Source organism: Priestia sp. BR_2 (assembly GCF_041954005.1).
Classification (GTDB): Bacteria; Bacillota; Bacilli; order Paenibacillales; family Paenibacillaceae; genus Paenibacillus_AQ; species Paenibacillus_AQ lautus_A.
The window spans coordinates 15054-36134 of record NZ_JAVFHM010000289.1; the positions used below are offsets into that span (position 1 = coordinate 15054).

The following is a 21081-nucleotide window of genomic DNA, read 5'->3' on the forward strand; positions in this document are numbered from 1 at the left end:
TGTGTCTTATTGCTTCATTATACAATTACATTCAGAACAAGAGCCAACACGAGCCCGGTCACGGAGAGAATCGTTTCCAGCACGGTCCAGGATTTTAGCGTCTGGGCTACCGTCATATTAAAGAATTCTTTTACCATCCAGAAGCCTGCGTCGTTCACGTGGGACAGTACGATGGAGCCTGCTCCGGTAGCGAGCACCACTAGCTCCACATTGGCGCCCGGCGTCATCGCAAGCACGGGAGCAACGATTCCAGCGGCGGTTGTCATGGCTACGGTTGCAGAACCGGTTGCGATGCGAATGAGCGCCGCGACAAGCCATGCGAACAGAATCACGTTGATATTGGCGCCGGTTGCAATTTCGGCGATGGCATTGCCGACGCCGCTGTTGATCAGAACCTGCTTGAAAGCGCCGCCTGCACCGATGATCAGAATGATCGTGGCGATCGGAGCGAGACATTCGCTGGTGAAGCGGGAAAGATCATGTTTATTAAAGCCGCGGGCGAATCCAAGCGAGAAGAAGGAGAAGACCGCAGCAATGAGCAGGGCAATGATTTCATGACCGATAAATTTGCAGAACACGGAAATGAAGCTGGTGGACTCCGGATCGATAATATCGGCCGCGGACCCGATAAGCATCAGAATGACCGGCAGCAGGATCGTAAACAAGGTGATGCCGAAGCCTGGCAAACCTCGTTCCGCTTTGCTTGAAAACTGCTCGGCCAGCTCTTCGGGCGGTTCGGTTCGAATCCGTTTGCCGATAAATTTACCGAACACCGGACCGGCGAGTATCGCTGCAGGAATTCCGACAAGGAACGAATAGAGAATGGTCATGCCAAGGTCTGCATCATAAGCTTCAATGGCAATCATCGGTGCGGGATGCGGAGGCACCAGCCCGTGAACGGTAGACAATCCGGCCAGAATCGGAATGCCGATGTGCAGCAGGGACATTTTCGTTTTGCGTGCAACCGTGAACACAATAGGAATCAGCAGGATGACGCCAACCTCGAAAAATACGGGAATACCGACAATAAAGCCGACGATCATCATCGCCCAGTGGACGCGCTTCTCGCCGAAGCGATCCACGAGGGTGGTGGCGATTTGTTCGGCACCGCCGGATTCGGCCATCATTTTACCCAGCATGGTACCGAGGGCGATAACGATCGCAATCGTTCCGAGCGTTCCGCCAAGACCGCCGGTTATCGAAGTAATCACATCCGCAGGCTGCATGCCCGTCAATAGACCGAGGATCAGCGCGGAGATCAGTAAGGTAACGAAAGGATTCCATTTATATTTGGAAATCAGCACGATCAGGAAGACGATCGTCAGCAGTGTCCAGATCATTAAGGTAGCGTTATGACTGAGACCGAATAGTGAATTCATATCTTGCTTCCTCCTATAGATTACCCATTTGAATTGGGAAATGGTTAGTATCATCGGGCTGTTCTGCGGTAGTATACCCAAAACAAAAGCGAATTCTATTGTATACTTGTCGACAACTTAGAGCGTACACATGTAATGTCAGTGCGGAGGAAGGGAGGATTATATTAACCCTCCGGAAAACTAAGATGAAGCGTCTGACGGGAATCATCGAAGTAATGCTGAACCGCCGTTTGGATCCGTGCCGGATCCAGGGATTCCATCTCCGCAATAAGCTGAAGATGCTTGTCCATGACATAGCGAACCTTGGCGCCCCCGCCACCGAATACCTGCCGCGTCGTAATGAGCATCACCGTGATCACGATGGGGCGAATGCTCTTCCACAGATGAAGAATTCGTTTATGGTTCGCTTCCGTTATAATCCGTTCATGAAAAGCCAAATCCTGATAGGAGAATTCCACCGGATCCTGATGTTTGGCGGCAAGCTCCATCCGATCGACGATTTGCTTTAAATGCTGGATCAGTTCCGGCTGCGGATTCGCAAACACATGTCCTTGCACAAAGCTCTCGATAAGAAAACGGACATCGTATAATTCCTCGACTTCCTTGAGCGATAAGCCCATGACGACGGCTCCCATGCGCTCCAATTGAATCAAACCTTCGCTGGACAGCGTTTTCATCGCTTCCCGCACAGGGGATCGGCTCGTGCCGAATTCACCCGCGATCCGGTTCTCGGATAGGATTTCTCCGCGCTTGATGGTGCCGCTGATAATCTGCAATCTCAGTTCGCTGGCAATGGCCTCTCCAAGAGAGGCTCCCTGAAGCCACGTTGAGGGAAATTTCATAGCATAATTCTCCAATCCAGTACTGATTCTTGAAGTTCTCCAGTGATCATCATACCACAAGGAATGAAAAGGGGACCATGCCCAGCCTGGTCATAATGCCTGCAGGGAACATGCCCTAAAGAAACAGCAGGGTGCATGAAAGAGAATATATGTTATTCCGATTTCTCAACGGCATGGCCGCCAAATTCATTGCGAAGCGCGGCAACGACTTTGCCGTGGAACGTATCTTGATCAAGGGAGCGATAGCGCATGAACAGCGACATGGCGATGACCGGCGCGCTGGCTTGAACCTCGAGTGCGGTTTCCACCGTCCATTTGCCTTCGCCGGATGATTTCATCACGCCTTTAATGCCTTCGAGCTTCGGATCCTTGGAAAACGCGTTTTGCGTCAGTTCCATGAGCCAGCTGCGAATGACGGAGCCGTTCGACCATACCCGCGCGACATCCTCATAGTTAAAATCAAACGCGCTCTTTTCCAACACTTCAAAACCTTCTGCAATGGACTGCATCATGCCGTATTCGATGCCGTTATGGACCATCTTCAGAAAATGGCCGCTGCCGCTTTCACCGGCATACAAGTAACCATTCTCGACAGCCATATCCTTAAACAGGGGCTCGATGCCGCTAAATACGTCGCGGTTGCCCCCAATCATGAAGCAGCCTCCATTATGCGCGCCTTCCATGCCGCCGGAAGTGCCGGCATCGAAATAATGAATGCCCTGCTCCGCCAGGCGTGCTGCACGGGCGATGGAATCTTTATAATGCGAATTGCCGCCGTCAATCAAAATATCGCCGGACTCAAGGAGGGGCGTAAGCGATTCGATGACCGAATCCACGATCTTACCGGCCGGCACCATCATCCAAACGATGCGTGGTTTATCCAGTTTGGCTACGAGCAATTCGGTGGATGCCGCAGCTTCCGCGCCGCACTCGGCGGCTTGAGCGACCAGTTCCGTATTTAAGTCGTAAGCTACGACCTGATGTTGATGGTGAATCAGATTCTGAACCAGGTTGAGGCCCATTTTCCCGAGACCGATCATGCCTATTTTCATAAAACAATGCAGCTCCTTCTTAGGTGTATACTTGTATACAACTTAAATTCAATTTTTATACTACTCTTTTATGGCTCTGGTGTAAACATGGGGGATTAAGAGGGCTGGAGGGCGTGAGGTTGACCTAAAAGGGACCATCCACAACGTGTTCAAATAGGTTATCCCCATGTGGATAATTCAAAACTAGCAATAATGACTACTTGTGGAAAACTTATGAGCGGGTCGAAGTCAAGTTTGGTTTGACTTTTGGGCCTGAACGTGATTAAATGTATAAAGGCATTTTCTGTGAAGATGAGAACATTATCCGCTAGCAAGTAGCGGTCTGTTTACAAGAGATACGTCCATAGACGTCGGTTCAACAAATCGCGGTCTATTCTTCCGTGAAAGTGCGTCGATTGACGTTTTGATCTTAAAATATGGGTAAGCGATATTCCTGTAAGGGGGTGCATTAATTCATGAGACCGACTTTCAAACCGAATGTAAGCAAACGCAAAAAGGTACACGGCTTCCGTAAAAGAATGAGCACGAAGAACGGACGCAAAGTATTGGCTAACCGCCGTCAAAAAGGCAGAAAAGTACTGAGCGCTTAATATTGTGCCACGAAGACCACCGAGGTGGTCTTTTTTTCGTAATATCTGCTGCGGTGTGAGGAGTTTCCTTTGAAACCGGCAGAATATAAGCTACATTGAGTGGTAAAGGTTCGCAATCGGGTGTTTAGCGCGGTTTTGGCATGCCTATACTATTATAATAGTAGGGATGTCACAGCAGCGCAGGATGTAATGAACTTGATTAACGGCAGGGCGGTAGAAACTTGTGCATAGAAAACTTCGTTTACGGAACCGCGCTGATTTCAGCCGGGTATATCGACACGGAAAGTCCTTCGCCAATCATCAATTTGTTGTCTATTGGTCGCGCAAAAAAGAGGTAGAGCAGTTTCGCGTCGGCGTTTCGTGCAGCAAAAAGATCGGCAATGCGGTTGTCCGCAACCGGATGAGACGGCTGGTTAAAGAGATTGTCAGGCACCATCAGCACCAGATTATCGAGCATATCGACCTGATCTTTATCGTTCGAAAGGGAGCGCTCGACAAGTCCTATCAGGAGCTGGAGAAAAGCGTGCTTCATGTATTGAGGAAATCGTCCCTTTTGAAAGCGAAGAGGGGCTGAACCATGTGTTTATTTGTCCATATAAATATGTTATGATTTACCGTGGAATGGAATGGCGAAGAGAGGGGTTTTGAAGTGTCGTTCATGAAGACAAGACGAGGAAAATGGTTCCTCCTCACCGCTGTAATACTCGCAGTGGCCGTTATATCAGGTTGTGCGCCTGGAGCTGACCAAACGCGTACCATTGAAGACTTGAAAAATGGAGGCTTTTGGCAGAGCAACGTTGTTTATTACTTTACATGGGCACTTGATACGTTTGCGACATGGTTTAACGGCGAATACGGATTGTCCGTACTCGTGATGGTGCTTATCGTCCGTACCTTGATTTTACCGCTGACTCTGAAACAGGTCAGAAGCTCGAAGGCAATGCAGGCCATCCAGCCTGAAATTCAGAAAATTCGCGAGAAATATAAAGATCAGCCTGAAAAAGTCCAAATGGAAACCATGAAGCTTTTCCAGGAGAATAAGGTTAATCCGATGGCGGGATGTTTGCCGCTGATCGTACAAATGCCGATATTTATCGCACTCTATCATTCGATTTACTATAACAATCTCCTTCGTGATCACGAATTCCTGTGGCTGCAATTGGGTCAACCGGACAAGCTGTTTATTTTGCCGGTGCTTGCGGCTGCAACCACTTATTTCCAAACGAAAATGATGATGAAGATGAACCCGTCTCCGCAAATGGGGATGATGCAGTTCATGCTGTTCGTTTATCCGATTCTGATCTTTGTAATGTCCTTCCAGTTCCCATCCGCACTTCCGTTGTACTGGTTCTACAGTAACCTCTACACGATCGTGCAGAACTACTTCTTGTACCGCAACAATGACAAGGCTGCAGTCGTGGCAAGCGTTGCCAGCGCAACCGAAGGTCATAAGAGCAACAAGAGCGGTAACAAGGGCGGGAAGAAGAGTGGCAGCAAAGGCGGGAAAAAAGGTTCGAAGGGAGCCAAGAAGTCGAGATGAGTAAAATCGTCGCAACAGGAAAAACCATTGAAGATGCTGTCGCACAAGGGCTGGCCCGCTTGGGTGTAAGTCAAGACCGTGTATCGGTTGAAGTATTGAGTCAGCCATCAAGAGGATTCCTGGGCCTGTTCGGGGTCAAGGAAGCGAAAGTCGAACTAACGCTCCTGCCTGACGGTGCCGGCGGCGAACCATCTGTGAAGGAAGTTTCTCCTTCGGGTACGCAAGCTGTTCCGGCCAAAACGGTTCAGGTCTCTCATGCCTCCGTGGCGACGCAGGCAGCGCCTGCGGGCACCGCGATTGCCGAGAGCCCCGGGACAGCCTCCCTTGAAGGCAAGGACCCTTACCAGGAAGCCATCGCCTTTCTTATCGAAACTGGACAAGCCATGGGGCTTGATATCTCCGTTGAGATGGAGAAGGGAAAAGACTTTACGACGCTTCAAATTTCCGGAGCCGGACTCGGACTGATGATCGGCCGCCGGGGCCAGACGTTGGATGCACTTCAGTATTTGGCGAATATCGTAGCGAATCGGTATTCCGATAGTTATCTGCGCATCGTACTGGATGCCGAGAACTTCCGTGACCGCCGCAAGAAGACGCTGGAGGATCTAGCCGATCGATTGGCGGGGCGGGTCCTGAAGACCCGCAAAGAGATTGTGCTTGAGCCTATGCCTGCTGCGGAACGGAAGGTAATTCACGCCAAACTCCAGTCCCATGGAGCCGTGAAGACGTACAGCAAGGGCGAAGAGCCGAACCGGCGGGTTGTCATCACGCCCAAGTCGTCCTAAATGAGTTGAAGAGCCTATATAAACAATGACTCCTTAAGCTTCAAGAGGGAGTCATTGTTTTTTAGAGAGACCTATACGCAAAGACTTCTGCCGGAGGTTTTTGTTTAAGATGATAGATCAAGCAGTGGGGTAGTACACCGTTTGGGGTGTAATCCCGAGGTATTTTAAATAGAAAGAGGTGAAGGAAACGATGTTTAGCGATACGATTGCAGCCATTTCTACGGCAGTCGGTGAAGGCGGCATCGCGATTATTCGCGTCAGCGGGCCGGACTCCGTTCGGGAAGTGGAGCGTATATTCAAAAGTAAAAACAAGCTAACGCAGGTGGAATCCCATACCGTTCATTATGGTCATATTGTGGATCCGAATACGGGGGAAAACCTGGAAGAGGTGCTCGTGACCGTAATGCGTGCCCCTCGTTCGTTCACGACCGAGGATGTCGTGGAGATCAGCGCCCATGGCGGCGTCATCTCCGTGAAGCGGGTCATGGACCTGCTGCTTCAATTAAACATCCGTTTGGCGGAGCCCGGAGAATTTACGAAGCGGGCCTTCTTAAATGGCCGAATTGACCTGTCTCAGGCCGAGGCCGTCATGGACCTGATCCGTTCGAAATCGGACCGTGCCTTCTCCGTTGCCCTCAAGCAGGTCGAAGGTACGTTATCCCGCAAAATCAACGAGCTGCGCCATACCCTGGTCGAAACGCTGGCCCATATCGAAGTGAATATCGATTATCCCGAGCATGACGTGGAGTCGCTCACCTCGGAATTCATTAAAGAGAAAAGCAAACTGGTGATGGGGGAAATCGATAAACTGCTCAAGACCGCGCAAGAAGGGAAAATTCTGCGGGAAGGGATTACGACTGCCATTGTCGGACGTCCTAACGTGGGCAAATCCTCGCTTCTGAACACGCTGGCCCAGGATAATCGGGCGATTGTCACGGATATACCGGGCACGACTCGCGATGTGATCGAGGAATTTGTCACCATTAACAACATTCCGTTGAAGCTGCTGGATACCGCAGGCATTCGGGAGACGATGGATGTGGTGGAGCAGATCGGCGTGGAACGATCCAAGCATGCGGTAAACGAGGCGGATCTCATTCTGCTCGTGCTGAATGCCAGCGAGCCGCTTCATCAGGATGAATTGGAATTGATGGAACAAATACGCGGTAGACAATGCATTGTCATTATGAATAAAATGGACTTACCGTCTAATCTCGATCTGGACATTCTCCATCGGTATTATCCCGATGAATTGATCGTTCCGATGTCGGTGAAGGCGCAGGAGGGGATTGACCGGCTGGAAGAGGCGATATCGAACCTGTTCTTCAGCGGCCAGATTGAAGGCGGGGATTTGACTTATGTGAGCAACGTGCGGCATATCGCCTTGTTGAAGAAATCCAAGCAGTCCCTGCAGGATGCCTACGACGCGGCCGAACAGCTCATACCGATCGACATGATTCAAATCGATGTGAGAATGGCCTGGGAACAGTTAAGCGAGATCCTGGGCGAGGCGGTTGGCGATTCGCTCATCGATCAAATTTTTTCACAGTTTTGCTTGGGTAAATAAGCTTCAGGGCTTACTATATATAGTAGGAACAGCTCAACAATTTCAGGGATATCCGAGGTGGATGCCCCTTGATAACGTATATAACACAATAAGAACAGGAGGGTGAGCTATGAGTTATATGGGTGGCACTTATGACGTGATTGTAGTCGGTGCGGGCCATGCCGGTTGCGAGGCTGCACTGGCGTCCGCGCGTATGGGTGCTGAAACGTTGATGGTTACCATCAACCTGGATATGGTTGCTTTTATGCCTTGTAACCCGTCCATTGGAGGTCCTGCCAAAGGACATGTCGTACGCGAAATCGACGCGCTGGGCGGAGAAATGGGCCGCAATATCGATAAAACCTTCATTCAAATGCGCATGTTGAATACGGGTAAAGGTCCGGCCGTCCACGCGCTGCGCGCTCAAGCGGACAAGTTTTCTTATCAGCATACGATGAAAGAAACGATGGAGAAGGAAGAGAAGCTTACCCTTCGTCAGGGTATGGTGGATCAGCTCATCGTGGAGGATGGCGTGTGCGTGGGGATCGTGACGCAGACGGGTACGGAATATCGCGCGAAAGCCGTTGTGCTGACAACCGGTACGTATTTGCGCGGTAAAGTCATTATGGGCGAACTCATGTATGAGAGCGGTCCGAACAATCAACAGCCTTCGGTAAAACTTGCGCATAACCTGCGCGAGCTTGGATTCGATCTTGTTCGCTTCAAAACAGGCACGCCGCCGCGGGTGCATAAGGATACGATTGATTTCTCCAAGACCGAAATTCAGCCTGGGGATGAGAAGCCTAAGTTCTTCTCTTACGAAACGAAATCCTCCGACAATGAGCAGCTTCCTTGCTGGTTGACGTATACGTCGGTGGATACGCATAAGATCATCAATGACAACCTTCATCGCGCGCCGATGTTCTCTGGCGTTATAGAAGGAACGGGTCCGCGTTATTGCCCGTCCATTGAGGACAAGATCGTTCGTTTTGCCGACAAGCCGAAACATCAGATTTTCCTGGAGCCTGAAGGTAAAAATACAAAAGAATACTACGTGCAAGGTCTATCCACCAGCATGCCTGAGGATGTTCAGCTTGCGGTGCTTCGTTCCATTCCCGGAATGGAGAAGGTAGAAATGATGCGTAACGGTTATGCGATTGAGTATGATGCCATGGTGCCGACGCAGCTGTGGCCATCTCTGGAAACCAAGAAGCTGCCGGGCCTGTTCACGGCCGGTCAGATCAATGGTACCTCGGGATATGAAGAGGCGGCAGGCCAAGGTATTATGGCTGGAATCAATGCGGCACGTAAAGTGCAGGGCAAAGAGCCAGTCATCCTGGATCGCTCCCAGGGTTATATTGGAGTGCTGATCGATGACCTGGTGACTAAAGGGACTAACGAGCCTTATCGTTTGCTCACCTCCCGTGCAGAATACCGTCTGCTGCTCCGTCATGACAATGCCGATCTGCGACTTACCGAAATCGGTCATGACATCGGACTGATCTCGGAAGAGCGTTATGCCAAATTCGTGCTGAAGAAGCAGCTCGTTGAGCAGGAGATCGAACGTCTTCGCCAAACGAAGGTGAAACCGGTTGAGGTGAATGCGATGCTGGAAGCCGCCGGGTCAGCACCGATCGTGGACGGAAGCAATATGCTGACCATTTTGCGTCGTCCGGAGATTACGTTTGCCATGGTTGAGTCGCTCTCGCCGTCTCCTTACGAGCTGGATGAGGAAATGAAGGAGCAAGTCGAAATTCAAATCAAATATGCGGGTTATATTGAGAAACAGCTGGGACATGTGGAAAAGCTGCAGAAGATGGAGAAGAAACGCATTCCGGAGGATATCGTTTACGACGAGATCAACGGACTGGCCATGGAGGCTCGGCAGAAGCTGAACAAAATCCGTCCGATTTCCATCGGCCAGGCATCGCGCATTGCCGGCGTAACGCCAGCGGATATTTCGATACTTCTCGTTTACCTGGAGCATTATAACCGGGTAACCGCAGCGAAAGGATAAGGAATGGACGACATTCAGAAAGCTTTTGTTGACCGGCTCGGCGAGCACGGGATCACGATTGACGAGAAACAGCTTCATCAGTTTGAGATGTATTACGAAGTGCTGGTGGAATGGAATGAGAAAATGAATTTAACCGGGATAACCGAACGGGAGCAGGTTTATACGAAGCATTTTTATGATTCGATTACGCTTGCCTTTTACGTGGATATGAACAAGATCGCCAATCTGGCGGATATCGGATCAGGTGCCGGCTTCCCGGGAATTCCGTTAAAAATCTGTTTTCCCCATCTCAAGCTGACGATTGTAGATTCGCTGAATAAACGAATTACGTTTCTGAAGCATGTTGCGGATACCCTCGGACTGTCCGGGGTTGAGCTGATCCATGGGCGCGCGGAAGAGGTTGCCCGCAAACATGGGTACCGTGACGGGTTCGACCTGGTCACGGCAAGAGCGGTAGCTCGAATGGCTGTATTGAATGAGTTCTGCCTGCCTTTCACGAAGGTAGGGGGACAATTCGCGGCGATGAAGGGCAGTGACCCTACGGAAGAAGTGAAGGAGGCGGCCCGCAGTTTGAAAGAGCTGAGAGGGGCGTTGAACAAGGTTCATTCGTTCTCTTTGCCTGTAGAGGAATCTGGCCGGCATATTGTGGTGATCGATAAAAAGGGAGCCACGCCTTCCAAGTATCCCCGTAAGGCGGGTACGGCCAGCAAAACGCCGATCGTGTAAGCGAAAGCGACTTCGGAAATGAGATGCGAACGGATTAAAGAGGAGGACTCTTATAAGAGTCCTCCTCTTTTTTTATTTACTGTATTATTGATGAAGAGAGGGCATGTTAGTGAACTTGATGCATTCATTCATCCTTATATGGAGTAATATCGTGAGGCTCTCACTTTAATTCCGGGTATTTAGTCGGCTGAGTGTCATTCGTTGGGTAGCGAAAGGCTGAGTTCGGAAATGTGTTGTTTCTAAAACAGTTGTAACACATTGGCTACTAAGTATTTGTCCCTTGGATATATCTGTTAAGCTTTGAATGTTTCACGTGAAACATTTCAAATGTTTGAGGTGCGTTGAATAAATGATATCTATTATTATATTAGGATTATATTTCCTGTTAGAGTTGTGATCTGCGCCAAGATATTTCTTAAGGAATAAGTTAGGTGGAACTCTCTTGAATGAAAGCTTCCCATTTTATTAATCGTTTAAGAGAGAGTCGATTGCTTTCTTAGCAGATGAGGATAGAAGCGAGTTCTTGAATTGGCAAATCCCACAATTATTATGGATGTTGTGATCATAGATAAGGCTATGGAAGGGGAGATGCGGTTCAAGAGCATCATTTTGACGGATAAACTTTGGAACTGTGCACAAATCCTGTATAAAGCAAGCGAGAAATGCAGGAAAAAAGGTGATATTGGAGAATAGAGTTATAGGACAAAAAGTGGTAGAATAGAAACGTAGTATCCATTTGAGCTGGCGGGCCCTATTGCCCGATCCTTGAAGGGATGAAAGAGTATAAATCCTGGTTTGGTGACTTTTCCATCCTTGCTTCGTGCAGTCAACAACCTTCGATTGTTGTGACTGCTGTTTTTTGGAAGTGCCAGGTTAACCCAAGGGGGTTCTTGGCCTCATACGAAGTAGAACAAAATATATACCGCTTGTGAGATATCGATTGATAGTAAACATCATGATATTGCCTCCTGATCTATCTCTCAAGAAGCAACCGCTTCATGCAGCGGGTTCGATCAGAGAAAACACGGCTATGACACAGACGTTTTTCTCTAATCAGCATGAAATCTGTTTTTGCAGGGAAATGCCTGACATCACAATGATTTCCAGCACCGTAACAACTTAAATGACTAGTTCTACATGGTGGCTGGAACGATCCGTGTATGCTTCACATTGTGGTTGTTCAATCGTTTAACCGATTCCGGGATAAACCGGAGGCTTATCCGTGCTATCATGAAATTAGGTGGTAATATACGGAATGAAAGAACAATTTTCGAGATTGTTTGGCTTAGCGGCAGAGCGGAACCAAGGGGATGAAGTGAAACAAATCCCGGTAAACGAGGTTGTCAGCAGCCCATACCAGCCACGGACGATTTTTGATGACGAGAAGATTGATGAGCTGCTTCAGACGATTAAAACCCATGGAGTTATTCAGCCTATCGTCGTTCGCGTTCGAAATGGCGTGTATGAGATCATTGCAGGGGAACGCCGCTGGCGTGCGGTTAAGAAGCTGGGTCTGGACACGATTCCGGCCATTGTTCGGGAGTTCAACGATTCACAAGCAGCCTCGATTGCGTTAATCGAGAATCTGCAGCGTGAAGGTCTTACCTCGATTGAAGAGGCAGTAGCTTACCAGAAGTTGATCGATCTTCACCAATTAACGCAGGAGAGCTTGGCACAGCGACTAGGCAAAAGCCAGTCCACGATTGCAAACAAGATTCGTTTGCTGCAGCTGCCGGAAGCGGCCAAAGTGGCTTTGATGGAACGCAAGGTCACTGAGCGTCATGCGCGTGCACTGCTTTCCTTGGATAATGAAGAAACCCAGCTTAAAGTGCTGGACGAAATCATTACCAAAGAACTGAATGTGAAACAGACGGAAGCACGTATCGCCTTTTATAAAGAAGTAACGACAATGAAGAAAGCCAAGCGCATATCGTATAGTAAGGATGTTCGCCTGGCCCTGAATACGATTCGTCAATCGATTGATATGGTATCCGGTTCCGGGATGGCGATCAAAACAACGGAGAATGATCACGAAGATCACTATGAAATCGTTATAAAAATACCTAAACGTTAAGATATGGTGTGAAGCGGTATGCATCGTACCGCTTTTTCTGTTGATCAAGAGATCAAGATTCTCTGCAGCAGCGATATCTTTGCTTATTAGGTTTTATGCTGCAGATGAGAAATATGTAATTTTATTATTACTCATTATCATCGAGCGCTATATCCAGGGCATCCCGTATTTTACGGGATCGTTCACATATTACATATACAGCCTTTCGCTGTATATCATCTATTGCGACTACTTAGAAGAGTCTTCCTACATTGAGGTGAAATGAGTGTCAAAGATAATTGCCATAGCAAATCAAAAGGGCGGTGTCGGCAAAACGACGACTTCCGTCAATCTGGGAGCTGGATTGGCTTCGCTAGGCAAACGGGTGCTTTTGGTGGATATAGACCCCCAAGGTAACACAACGAGTGGGGTTGGCATTAACAAAGCCGATGTTGCAAATTGCATTTACGATATTATCATCAATGAAGTACACCCGAAGGACGCCATCTGTGGGACTAATATCGAAGGTTTGGACATCATTCCGGCCACCATTCAATTGGCTGGCGCCGAGATTGAGCTTGTTCCTACGATTTCTCGTGAAGTACGATTGAAGAAATCACTCCAATTAGTCAAACCCCAGTATGATTATATTTTGATTGATTGTCCTCCATCGCTTGGCATTTTAACGATCAATTCATTGACCGCGGCCGATTCGGTTATCATCCCGATTCAATGTGAATATTACGCATTGGAAGGTTTGAGTCAGCTGCTGAATACGGTTCGCCTCGTTCAGAAGCATCTGAATACATCACTCAAGATAGAAGGCGTATTGCTGACGATGCTGGATGCGCGTACGAATCTGGGCATTCAGGTGATTGAAGAAGTGAAGAAGTATTTTCAGGAAAAAGTGTACAAAACGATTATCCCGAGAAATATTCGTTTGAGTGAGGCACCGTCTCATGGGCAGTCGATCATTACGTATGATCCCCGTTCAAAGGGAGCGGAAGTATACTTGGAGCTGGCAAAGGAAGTGATCTCTTATGAGTAAACGTTTGGGAAAAGGGCTGGATGCGCTGATTCCATCTTTGTCTATTCATGATGATGACAAGGTAGTGGAAATTCCGCTCAGTCAATTGCGAGCGAATCCGTATCAGCCGCGAAAGACTTTTAACGATGAGGCAATCCAGGAGCTGGCGGAATCGATCCGTCAGCATGGTGTGATTCAACCGATTATTGTCCGCAGCGTGCTGAAGGGCTATGAGATTATTGCCGGGGAGCGAAGATTCCGGGCATCCCAATATTGCGGGAAAGCAACGATACCGGCGGTGGTTCGTTCCTTCAGTGACCAACAAGTAATGGAGATTGCCCTCATTGAGAACTTGCAGCGCGAGAATCTGAACGCCATGGAGATTGCGGTAGCTTATCAAGGGCTTATGGAACAATTTTCCTTAACCCAAGAAGAGTTGTCATTGAAGGTCGGTAAATCTCGTTCCCATATCGCTAACTTTTTGCGATTGCTTTCGTTACCAGAAGAAGTGAAGGAAAATGTTTCACGTGGAACATTGTCGATGGGACATGCTAGAGCGATCGTGGGAATTAAGGATCCGATTCTTGTTAAACAGCTGGCGAAACAATGCGTGGAGCAGGAATGGAGTGTCCGCGAATTGGAGGAAGCGGTTAAGAATCTGGACCGCAAACCAGCGGATAAAGCGAAGCCTAAGGTCAAGAATCGCGATCCTTATATCGATCATCTGGAAGAGGATCTTAGAGAACGATTTAAAACGACCGTCAAAATTAAGCACAATAAGGATAAAGGGAAGATTGAGCTTAATTATTACAGTAAGCAGGATTTGGAGCGGTTGTTGGAACTTCTCCAATAAGAGCAGTTTGGTATCTGAAGGCTCCGTTGATGAGTGGCTGGTTAAAAAGTGAGTTTGATTAAAACCAAAGACATGTCGACGTTCCTGAAAGGGAATGAGATATGTCTTTATTTAACTAAACGTGAGGCGCCTCATTTGGCGGCGGAAGTTGAAGATGCTTGAATGTGTATTGTAAAGGGAAAATACTACGGAAAAATGAAGGGGAAACATCATGGACCCGATCGTTTATCTGGATCATGCCGCCACTTCGTGGCCCAAGCCTCCTGAAGTGTTTGAGGCGATGAAGAGGGCCATGGAAGAGGCGGCTGCAAACCCGGGGCGAGGCAGTCACCGAATGGCGGTGAAGGCATCCCGAGTCCTTTATGGGACTCGGAAGACGCTGGCGGATTTGTTTGGGGTGAAGAACCCCAACGATATTGCGTTGACATCGAATACGACCGAAGCGCTTAATTTAGCCATCAAAGGGTGTTTGCGTGAAGGCGATCATGTCATTGCGACCATGATTGAGCATAATTCTGTGCGCAGGCCGCTGGAATATTTGAAGCGCACCCGGGGGATACAAGTTGACTATGTTCCCGTTGATGAGGAAGGTCAGCTTGATCTGCAACTAATCGAGGGAGCCTTTCGTTCTAATACTAGGCTTGTTGTGTGCAGTCATAGTTCCAATCTGCTTGGTTCCATTATTCCACTTGTTGAGATAGGAGAACTGGCGAAGAAGAAAGGGGCTATACTGCTCGTGGATGCAGCCCAGAGTGCCGGTGTGCTGGAAATTCATGTGGAGAAGATGCACGTGGGTATGCTGGCGTTTCCCGGGCATAAAGGGCTTCTGGGGCCACAAGGAACAGGGGGGCTGTATATCTCGCCTGATATTGATCTGGAACCATTGCTGCATGGAGGTACCGGCAGTCAATCGGAGGCTATTGAACAGCCGACGGTGCGTCCGGATCGATATGAGGCAGGAACGCCGAATACGATTGGATATGCGGGATTGCAAGCGGGTGTGCAGAAGGTGCTTGAATGGACACCGCAGCATATTTACCGGCATGAATGGGAATTGACACAATATATGATGGAGGGCCTGCAAGAGGTAAGAGGCCTTCGTTTACTCGGCCCTACTCTTGGAAAAGCACGGACAGGCATCGTGGCTTTTGTGTCTGAAAAATTCGACGCGTCCGAAATAGCTTTTCGACTGGACCGGGAATATGGGATTGCCGTGCGTGCCGGTTATCATTGTACACCGCTTGCCCATATGGCCTCAGGAACGGAACATACGGGTGCAGTCAGAGCGAGCGTTGGAATTTCTACGAGCCGTGACGATATCGAATTCATGCGAAAAGCGATCAAGGAAATTCACAGTTAAACAAACAGATCAAGATGGAGAAGAGGAAGGAAGAAAGCATGTCTGAATTAAATGAATTGATCATGGAGCAGCTTCATTGGTTTGTCGTCGGAATGGTCATGATCATCTTGATCTTATGGATAACCTTAATTGTTCAAGGGGCGAAATTGCGCAAGATGAAGCGCAGATACGATGTGATGATGGCAGGCAGCGGGGTAGAAGATATCGAATCGCTGCTGGTCCAGTTGAAAATCCAAATGGATGAAATTGAAGAAGGGCATGCCAGTCATCAAAAAATGCTGGATTCCATCAACGGCAACTTGAAAGGAATGAAATCCAAAGTTGGCATCGTCAGATATAATGCATTTGGCGAGCGGGGGAACGAAATGAGCTTCTCCCTGGCTATCCTGAGTGAGGAGGAGGAAGGGATCGTTCTGACCGGTCTGCATAACCGGGAGAGCTCCTATGTGTACGCCAAACCATTGAAGGATGGGCAATCCAAATATCCATTGTCTCCGGAAGAAAAGGAGGCCGTTACTCTTGCGCTGCAAGAAGGGAAGAACGGTTCCACTCTTTGATCCCTGCAAACAGGCAAGTTGCGATAATATCAGATAACCGCATGACCAAGCTTAATCGAGTGTTCTGCAATACGAAGTATTCCATAAAGCCGCCGACATTGACGATTCCCGTGACGTGGATATCGCCAACCGGCGGTAATTCTTTATGTACGCCGGCTCCAGGCTTAAGAGGGCCATCGGCGATCTGAATGGAGCCTACGCTGGTTGATTGGCCTAAGCAGGCGTCAATCCCGATCACAAAAGGGTTATCGAATTTCTCATATATGGCGCTCAGCGTATCCTTTAGATTCATGGCGTGGACAGGCTCGTCCAGCGTCCCGTAAAGATGGAACAGTGAACTGTTGTAGCGGGCAAGCGATGTGCCGACCAGTGGCCCCAAGCAGTCACCGGTGGACCGGTCGGTGCCGATGCAGACAATGACAAGCGGCCGGTGCTGAATACGGGCGTCGGAAAGATGAAAGAGCAAGCGATGTATAATAGCAGAATGGATATTAGGGTCCGTGTGTGGTATTTTTAAGCTGGAAGCCTCCGGGCGAGACGTGATTTTAGATAGACGGTTCATAGAATCTTCCTTTCGTCTGCATTTGGTAGTATCAGTATATGGATGAAAGACTGTTTTTATACTTTGCGTTTTGCTTAAAATGCGATTTAATCATTTCGAGCGGTGGCCGTGCTTTGGATATATGTATAGGACATGGACCCGCAGAAGTTCTATGAAATGTTGATTTATTTTAAAAGTTTTATATAAAACTCTTGTTTGCCGGACATGATGATTAGAGATACATATAACTAAAATGATAGGCAGCATGAAGGAGGATTGGGCAGTGGAAGGTGCGATGGTGATCGCATTCGATTCCACCCAGCAGGCGCTGCGCGCGGAAATGCTGCTGGAGTATGCGGATATCGAAATAGATCTGTTCCCTACGCCGAAAGAGATCACGGCTGGCTGTGCATTATCGATTCAATTCCCCCCTGATGCGTTAAAGGATGTTCAAGAGATCATCCGGTTGGAGCATGTGGAGATCCGGGGCATTTTTGCGCTTGATGACAACGAGAGGTATATCAACATCGAAGAGTAAGGGAGGACATCAGGGATGAGGGGCTTTGGTTACTTGTCTGGGGAGACTACAGAAGATGGTGTAGACTTGCAAATGATAGCTGAGGAGGCAGAGGGCTTGAAAGATAAGATCTGGGGATGGTTAACGAATGAAGAGATGTGGATGAATATTCTGTCATCCGGTATTCGGGTAATCATCATATTTATTCTGACGCGTCTCGTGATCCGGGTTGTGTATAAAATGATTGATCAGTTTCTGCTCCGGCAGGAGAAGAGCCGTATCCAGGTGAACTCAAGACGCTTTGTCACGGTAGGGGAATTGTTAAAAAATGTAACCTCCGTCGTATGTAATTTTGTCATGATCTTAATTATTCTATCGGAGTTCAACTTCAAGCTAGGACCGCTGTTGGCTGGTGCCGGTGTACTGGGTCTTGCCATCGGTTTCGGTGCACAGAGTTTGGTGAAGGACGTTATTACCGGATTCTTCATTATATTCGAGGATCAGTTCGCCGTAGGTGACGTGATTAAGAGCGGGGAGTACCGGGGAACGGTCGAAATGATCGGACTGCGCACATCGCGTGTCAGGGGTCTGAACGGGGAAACCTATATCATTCCGAACGGGATGATTACCAGCGTTACGAACTACTCTCTTTCCAATTCGCTTGCGATAGTGGATCTGCCAGTGAAAAACGATCAGCAGGTGAAGGATACGATCACATTGATTCAATCGGCACTTACGGGAATCATCGACCGCCGGCCCGAGGTGCAGCGTACGCCGGAAGTGCTTGGGATCCAGTCTTTGACAACGTCGGAATATGTGGTGCGCATCGTAGCCGAGTGTAATCCGAATGCCAGGGAAGCCGTGGAACGCCAGATTTTTACCGATATCAAACAGGCCATTGAAGCACGCGAGCTGGGGCAAGAACGCGCTCAAGGTTGATCTATTCGGTGATCCGATGTTATATAATAGATAATGAAGCGACGAAACAAAAGGGAGCGGTAACCATGGAGCGCAAGGTTTTTCAGTTAGGGGATATCGTTCAGATGAAGAAGCCCCATCCTTGTGGAAATAATGAGATGGAGATTATTCGCATGGGGATGGATATTCGGATTAAATGCACGAAGTGTCAGCACAGCGTATTGATCCCCCGTGTAAAGTTCGAGAAGAATATGAAGAAGGTTTTACGTTCGGCGCAGGAATCGGAAGGGGCAGGGGATACACCTTAATATTTCCTCCCCGGAAGCTTCCCAAGCCAGTGTTCATGGAGCCGGTAAGGCGAATCTGATCGAGCATCTAAAAAGATGTGGAGACAAGCTATTGACCAGATAACGTTTCCATGATATAATCAATCTTGCTGTGGAAAGGTACCCAAGAGGCCCAAGGGGGCTGACTCGAAATCAGCTAGGCGTCGCAAGGCGTGCGTGGGTTCGAATCCCACCCTTTCCGCCACCAATCGTTCTAAGTTCCGCTGTTATGAATGCAGACGATATTGTTACATAAACCGAGGCGTTAAGCTGTTCGGACGCCTTTGAATAAAACACCCTCATGCAGGACAGATGACCTGCTGAGGGTGTTTTTCGTTGTCGAGAGGATGACTCCAGATCAGGAAGCGGGCATAAAAAGAAGGGCCCTAATGGGCCCTTCCTTCTGGGTAGGCGGTGCTTGTGAATTGGAATCATTTTATCAGCACTTCTGCGAACCTTGTCAACAGCTTCACTTGTCCTAAAGGTCAAGCACTCGGCTCATTTCCTCAGCTTGCAATTCGTGCGACGATCAGAAACCTTCTGCGTTGTTCAGTTGCAACGTTCAACGGAACCACACCTCTCTCATGCACCGCCTGATTATAATGTGCGCATAAAGGGCTGTTTGTATACATGCTAATTTCATCGAATGGCAATTTAGAGTAAATGGTCAGCCTTCATTGCTTGTACGACACCCATATAGGCAAAGCTCGATCATGGGGCAGTGCTCAGGATGTAATAGAACGCTGAACAATACCATGCGTCTGGAACATTCCAGGCTGTTACTTAGGCTGCACCCGACGCTTGTTTAACCACACGCGATCATCATTTTGAGTTTCAGGAAAGGTGTCGCCCTTGCTCATTTTTATTTGACGCGGGTTCTCGATGCCCATAATATGGTCTCTAACGCCAACTTCCATATAAATGCCGTTGTTTGGCGCTTTGTCGCCTGCACGAAATTCGGTCTGTTCTCCCATTATGGAATTCCTCCTCATTATGATGGATGGACTGCATGTATTATCATGCGCCAACAGACCTTAAATCATTGCAGGGAAAGAGAGAAAGGCGCGGTAATAAAGGGAAGAGGGCATGTTTGGTTTCGAAAAGAAACTTGCATCCGATCATCCGTTCTGATATAGTATTATGGTGCGAGTTAGACTCGCTCCTTGCTCTCAACATCGATTGAGGGCCGAAGTCCATAAGGAGGTGAAACATATGCGCAAATATGAAGTGATGTACATTATTCGTCCTGACATTGAACAAGAAGCTGTTCAAGCTGCAGTCGATAAATTCCAAGGCATCATCTCCAACGGCGGAGAAATTACAAAGCATGACGTAATGGGTAAACGCCGTCTTGCGTATGAGATCAAGAAATTCCGTGATGGCGTCTACGTTCTGGTAAACTTCAACGCAACACCTGAAGTTGTAGCTGAGCTTGAGCGTCTCATGAAGATTTCTGACGAAGTCATTCGTTATCTCATCACGAACGACGTTGCTTAATACGGACCAAACTTTGTAATTGATTTCGTTCTAAGGAGGGGATTGGATTGTTGAACCGTGTCATTTTGATTGGCCGACTGACTAAGGATCCCGAGCTGCGATATACTCCTTCAGGTGTTGCTGTAACGCAATTTACACTTGCTGTTGATCGTCCGTTTACCGGACAAGGCGGGGAGCGCGAAGCGGATTTCATTCCGGTCGTGACCTGGAGACAGCTTGCGGAGACTTGTGCAAACTATCTGCGCAAAGGCCGTCTGACGGCTGTAGAAGGACGCATTCAAGTGCGGAATTACGAGAATAACGAAGGTAAGCGTGTATACGTCACCGAAGTCATTGCCGATAATGTTCGCTTCTTGGAGTCAAACCGTGAAACAAGCGGTGGCGGAGGAAATCGTGAGGAATCATCGTTTAACGGAGGAAGCAACGGCAATAGCGGTGGCGGAAACCGTGGGAACAATAACTACTCGCGAAACAACAATCAGGATCCTTTTTCCGATGAAGGAAAACCGATCGATATTTCGGATGATGATTTGCCATTTTAATACGGAAAGGACTGACAACACATGGCTTTTAAACAAAGAGAAGGCGGAGACAACGACAAAAGACCGGCACGCCGCGGCGGCCGCAACAAGCGTCGTAAAGTATGTTTCTTCACTGTGAACAAAATTACTCACATTGACTATAAAGATACAGACCTGCTCAAGAAATTCATCAGCGAGCGCGGAAAAATCCTGCCTCGTCGTGTAACAGGTACTAGCGCTAAATATCAGCGTGCCCTGACGATTGCGATCAAACGCTCCCGTCAAATCGCATTGCTTCCATACACAACGGAGTAATCCTTTGTGTGTAAAGCGGTTCAGCCTAATCATAGGCTGGGCCGCTTTTTTATTAGGTACAAACTCAAGTGCTTACTTCAACATCTCGCAAGGGATACCTCGGCCATATGCGGTCTGTC

The 21081-nt window shown here is 48.4% G+C and carries 23 protein-coding genes and 1 tRNA gene; 19 read left to right on the forward strand and 5 right to left on the reverse strand.

Features of this window, described 5'->3' with window-relative positions; genetic code table 11:
* Positions 1-17 precede the first annotated feature (17 nt).
* The 3 genes from RB298_RS22925 to gnd form a co-directional block, all read right to left on the reverse strand.
* Entirely contained in the window at positions 18-1379 is a 1362-nt protein-coding gene (locus RB298_RS22925) for a GntP family permease (RefSeq protein WP_015738131.1), read from the reverse strand.
* 164 nt (positions 1380-1543) lie between these two features.
* The gene (locus RB298_RS22930) at positions 1544-2221 is read right to left on the reverse strand and encodes a GntR family transcriptional regulator (RefSeq protein ID WP_009591472.1); all 678 of its coding nucleotides are present in this window, start codon (positions 2219-2221) and stop codon (positions 1544-1546) included.
* Positions 2222-2373: 152 nt separating this feature from the next.
* Positions 2374-3273, reverse strand: coding sequence for a phosphogluconate dehydrogenase (NAD(+)-dependent, decarboxylating) (gene gnd, locus RB298_RS22935; protein ID WP_119850721.1), 900 nt, complete (start codon positions 3271-3273; stop codon positions 2374-2376).
* A 455-nt stretch (positions 3274-3728) separates the two neighbouring features.
* On the opposite strand from gnd, the gene rpmH reads away from it, so the two are divergent.
* The 12 genes from rpmH (at position 3729) to RB298_RS22995 (ending at position 16327) form a co-directional block, all read left to right on the forward strand.
* Positions 3729-3863 (forward strand): 50S ribosomal protein L34, encoded by a 135-nt coding sequence (gene rpmH, locus RB298_RS22940; RefSeq protein WP_006207379.1) that lies wholly within the window; start codon positions 3729-3731, stop codon positions 3861-3863.
* A 223-nt stretch (positions 3864-4086) separates the two neighbouring features.
* Positions 4087-4437, forward strand: coding sequence for a ribonuclease P protein component (rnpA, locus tag RB298_RS22945; protein WP_009591465.1), 351 nt, complete (start codon positions 4087-4089; stop codon positions 4435-4437).
* A gap of 75 nt (positions 4438-4512) precedes the next feature.
* Entirely contained in the window at positions 4513-5403 is an 891-nt protein-coding gene (locus RB298_RS22950) for a YidC/Oxa1 family membrane protein insertase (RefSeq protein ID WP_009591548.1), read from the forward strand.
* Entirely contained in the window at positions 5400-6188 is a 789-nt protein-coding gene (gene jag / locus RB298_RS22955) for an RNA-binding cell elongation regulator Jag/EloR (protein ID WP_015738129.1), read from the forward strand. Before RB298_RS22950 ends, jag begins: the two co-directional genes overlap by 4 nt.
* Before the next feature lie 190 nt (positions 6189-6378).
* Entirely contained in the window at positions 6379-7755 is a 1377-nt protein-coding gene (gene mnmE, locus RB298_RS22960) for a tRNA uridine-5-carboxymethylaminomethyl(34) synthesis GTPase MnmE (RefSeq protein WP_096777271.1), read from the forward strand.
* Positions 7756-7864: 109 nt separating this feature from the next.
* A complete protein-coding gene (gene mnmG / locus RB298_RS22965; protein ID WP_015738127.1) occupies positions 7865-9751 on the forward strand; it encodes a tRNA uridine-5-carboxymethylaminomethyl(34) synthesis enzyme MnmG in 1887 nt (628 codons plus the stop codon).
* A 3-nt stretch (positions 9752-9754) separates the two neighbouring features.
* A complete protein-coding gene (gene rsmG / locus RB298_RS22970; RefSeq protein WP_192570156.1) occupies positions 9755-10477 on the forward strand; it encodes a 16S rRNA (guanine(527)-N(7))-methyltransferase RsmG in 723 nt (240 codons plus the stop codon).
* 1255 nt (positions 10478-11732) lie between these two features.
* A complete protein-coding gene (gene noc / locus RB298_RS22975) occupies positions 11733-12551 on the forward strand; it encodes a nucleoid occlusion protein (RefSeq protein ID WP_009591452.1) in 819 nt (272 codons plus the stop codon).
* A gap of 265 nt (positions 12552-12816) precedes the next feature.
* On the forward strand, positions 12817-13578 hold the full coding sequence (locus RB298_RS22980; RefSeq protein ID WP_009591460.1) for a ParA family protein: 762 nt from the start codon (positions 12817-12819) through the stop codon (positions 13576-13578).
* Positions 13571-14410 carry a ParB/RepB/Spo0J family partition protein gene (locus RB298_RS22985; protein ID WP_009591559.1) on the forward strand — a complete coding sequence of 280 codons (840 nt, stop codon included), beginning with the start codon at positions 13571-13573 and terminating at the stop codon, positions 14408-14410. Before RB298_RS22980 ends, RB298_RS22985 begins: the two co-directional genes overlap by 8 nt.
* Before the next feature lie 211 nt (positions 14411-14621).
* Positions 14622-15770: an aminotransferase class V-fold PLP-dependent enzyme gene (locus RB298_RS22990; RefSeq protein ID WP_486048729.1), complete on the forward strand. Its 1149-nt coding sequence runs from the start codon at positions 14622-14624 to the stop codon at positions 15768-15770.
* 38 nt (positions 15771-15808) lie between these two features.
* A complete protein-coding gene (locus RB298_RS22995) occupies positions 15809-16327 on the forward strand; it encodes a DUF4446 family protein (protein ID WP_486048730.1) in 519 nt (172 codons plus the stop codon).
* Here the strand turns inward: RB298_RS22995 and yyaC are convergent.
* Complete coding sequence (gene yyaC / locus RB298_RS23000; protein ID WP_486048732.1) at positions 16284-16889, reverse strand: spore protease YyaC; 606 nt, start codon at positions 16887-16889, stop codon at positions 16284-16286. The two genes, RB298_RS22995 and yyaC, sit on opposite strands and share 44 nt — an antisense overlap.
* 262 nt (positions 16890-17151) lie before the next feature.
* On the opposite strand from yyaC, the gene RB298_RS23005 reads away from it, so the two are divergent.
* From RB298_RS23005 to RB298_RS23020, 4 genes are all read left to right on the forward strand, one after another.
* Positions 17152-17406: a putative Se/S carrier protein gene (locus tag RB298_RS23005; RefSeq protein WP_096777266.1), complete on the forward strand. Its 255-nt coding sequence runs from the start codon at positions 17152-17154 to the stop codon at positions 17404-17406.
* 15 nt (positions 17407-17421) lie between these two features.
* A complete protein-coding gene (locus RB298_RS23010; protein ID WP_486048734.1) occupies positions 17422-18324 on the forward strand; it encodes a mechanosensitive ion channel family protein in 903 nt (300 codons plus the stop codon).
* Between the two features lie 65 nt (positions 18325-18389).
* Entirely contained in the window at positions 18390-18611 is a 222-nt protein-coding gene (locus RB298_RS23015) for a DUF951 domain-containing protein (RefSeq protein WP_090909575.1), read from the forward strand.
* Between the two features lie 132 nt (positions 18612-18743).
* Positions 18744-18834: transfer RNA gene (locus RB298_RS23020), tRNA-Ser, on the forward strand.
* Between the two features lie 574 nt (positions 18835-19408).
* On the opposite strand, the gene RB298_RS23025 is transcribed toward RB298_RS23020, so the two are convergent.
* On the reverse strand, positions 19409-19603 hold the full coding sequence (locus RB298_RS23025; RefSeq protein WP_015738119.1) for a YjzC family protein: 195 nt from the start codon (positions 19601-19603) through the stop codon (positions 19409-19411).
* A gap of 238 nt (positions 19604-19841) precedes the next feature.
* On the opposite strand from RB298_RS23025, the gene rpsF reads away from it, so the two are divergent.
* From rpsF to rpsR, 3 genes are read left to right on the forward strand one after another with little or no spacing between them, the layout of a single operon-like run.
* Positions 19842-20126 (forward strand): 30S ribosomal protein S6, encoded by a 285-nt coding sequence (rpsF, locus tag RB298_RS23030; protein WP_009591503.1) that lies wholly within the window; start codon positions 19842-19844, stop codon positions 20124-20126.
* Positions 20127-20173: 47 nt separating this feature from the next.
* A complete protein-coding gene (gene ssb / locus RB298_RS23035) occupies positions 20174-20668 on the forward strand; it encodes a single-stranded DNA-binding protein (protein ID WP_015738118.1) in 495 nt (164 codons plus the stop codon).
* A gap of 21 nt (positions 20669-20689) precedes the next feature.
* Positions 20690-20962, forward strand: coding sequence for a 30S ribosomal protein S18 (gene rpsR / locus RB298_RS23040; protein WP_006207333.1), 273 nt, complete (start codon positions 20690-20692; stop codon positions 20960-20962).
* Positions 20963-21081 lie beyond the last annotated feature (119 nt).

Excerpts from the sequence above, each read along its gene's own strand:
- RB298_RS22925 (WP_015738131.1), bottom strand. The coding sequence starts at position 1,379 with ATGAATTCACTATTCGGTCTCAGTCATAACGCTACCTTAATGATCTGG.
- RB298_RS22930 (WP_009591472.1), bottom strand. The coding sequence starts at position 2,221 with ATGAAATTTCCCTCAACGTGGCTTCAGGGAGCCTCTCTTGGAGAGGCC.
- gnd (WP_119850721.1), bottom strand. The coding sequence starts at position 3,273 with ATGAAAATAGGCATGATCGGTCTCGGGAAAATGGGCCTCAACCTGGTT.
- rpmH (WP_006207379.1), top strand. The coding sequence starts at position 3,729 with ATGAGACCGACTTTCAAACCGAATGTAAGCAAACGCAAAAAGGTACAC.
- jag (WP_015738129.1), top strand. The coding sequence starts at position 5,400 with ATGAGTAAAATCGTCGCAACAGGAAAAACCATTGAAGATGCTGTCGCA.
- mnmE (WP_096777271.1), top strand. The coding sequence starts at position 6,379 with ATGTTTAGCGATACGATTGCAGCCATTTCTACGGCAGTCGGTGAAGGC.
- mnmG (WP_015738127.1), top strand. The coding sequence starts at position 7,865 with ATGAGTTATATGGGTGGCACTTATGACGTGATTGTAGTCGGTGCGGGC.
- rsmG (WP_192570156.1), top strand. The coding sequence starts at position 9,755 with ATGGACGACATTCAGAAAGCTTTTGTTGACCGGCTCGGCGAGCACGGG.
- noc (WP_009591452.1), top strand. The coding sequence starts at position 11,733 with ATGAAAGAACAATTTTCGAGATTGTTTGGCTTAGCGGCAGAGCGGAAC.
- RB298_RS22985 (WP_009591559.1), top strand. The coding sequence starts at position 13,571 with ATGAGTAAACGTTTGGGAAAAGGGCTGGATGCGCTGATTCCATCTTTG.
- RB298_RS22990 (WP_486048729.1), top strand. The coding sequence starts at position 14,622 with ATGGACCCGATCGTTTATCTGGATCATGCCGCCACTTCGTGGCCCAAG.
- RB298_RS22995 (WP_486048730.1), top strand. The coding sequence starts at position 15,809 with ATGTCTGAATTAAATGAATTGATCATGGAGCAGCTTCATTGGTTTGTC.
- yyaC (WP_486048732.1), bottom strand. The coding sequence starts at position 16,889 with ATGAACCGTCTATCTAAAATCACGTCTCGCCCGGAGGCTTCCAGCTTA.
- RB298_RS23010 (WP_486048734.1), top strand. The coding sequence starts at position 17,422 with ATGAGGGGCTTTGGTTACTTGTCTGGGGAGACTACAGAAGATGGTGTA.
- RB298_RS23015 (WP_090909575.1), top strand. The coding sequence starts at position 18,390 with ATGGAGCGCAAGGTTTTTCAGTTAGGGGATATCGTTCAGATGAAGAAG.
- RB298_RS23025 (WP_015738119.1), bottom strand. The coding sequence starts at position 19,603 with ATGGGAGAACAGACCGAATTTCGTGCAGGCGACAAAGCGCCAAACAAC.
- rpsF (WP_009591503.1), top strand. The coding sequence starts at position 19,842 with ATGCGCAAATATGAAGTGATGTACATTATTCGTCCTGACATTGAACAA.
- rpsR (WP_006207333.1), top strand. The coding sequence starts at position 20,690 with ATGGCTTTTAAACAAAGAGAAGGCGGAGACAACGACAAAAGACCGGCA.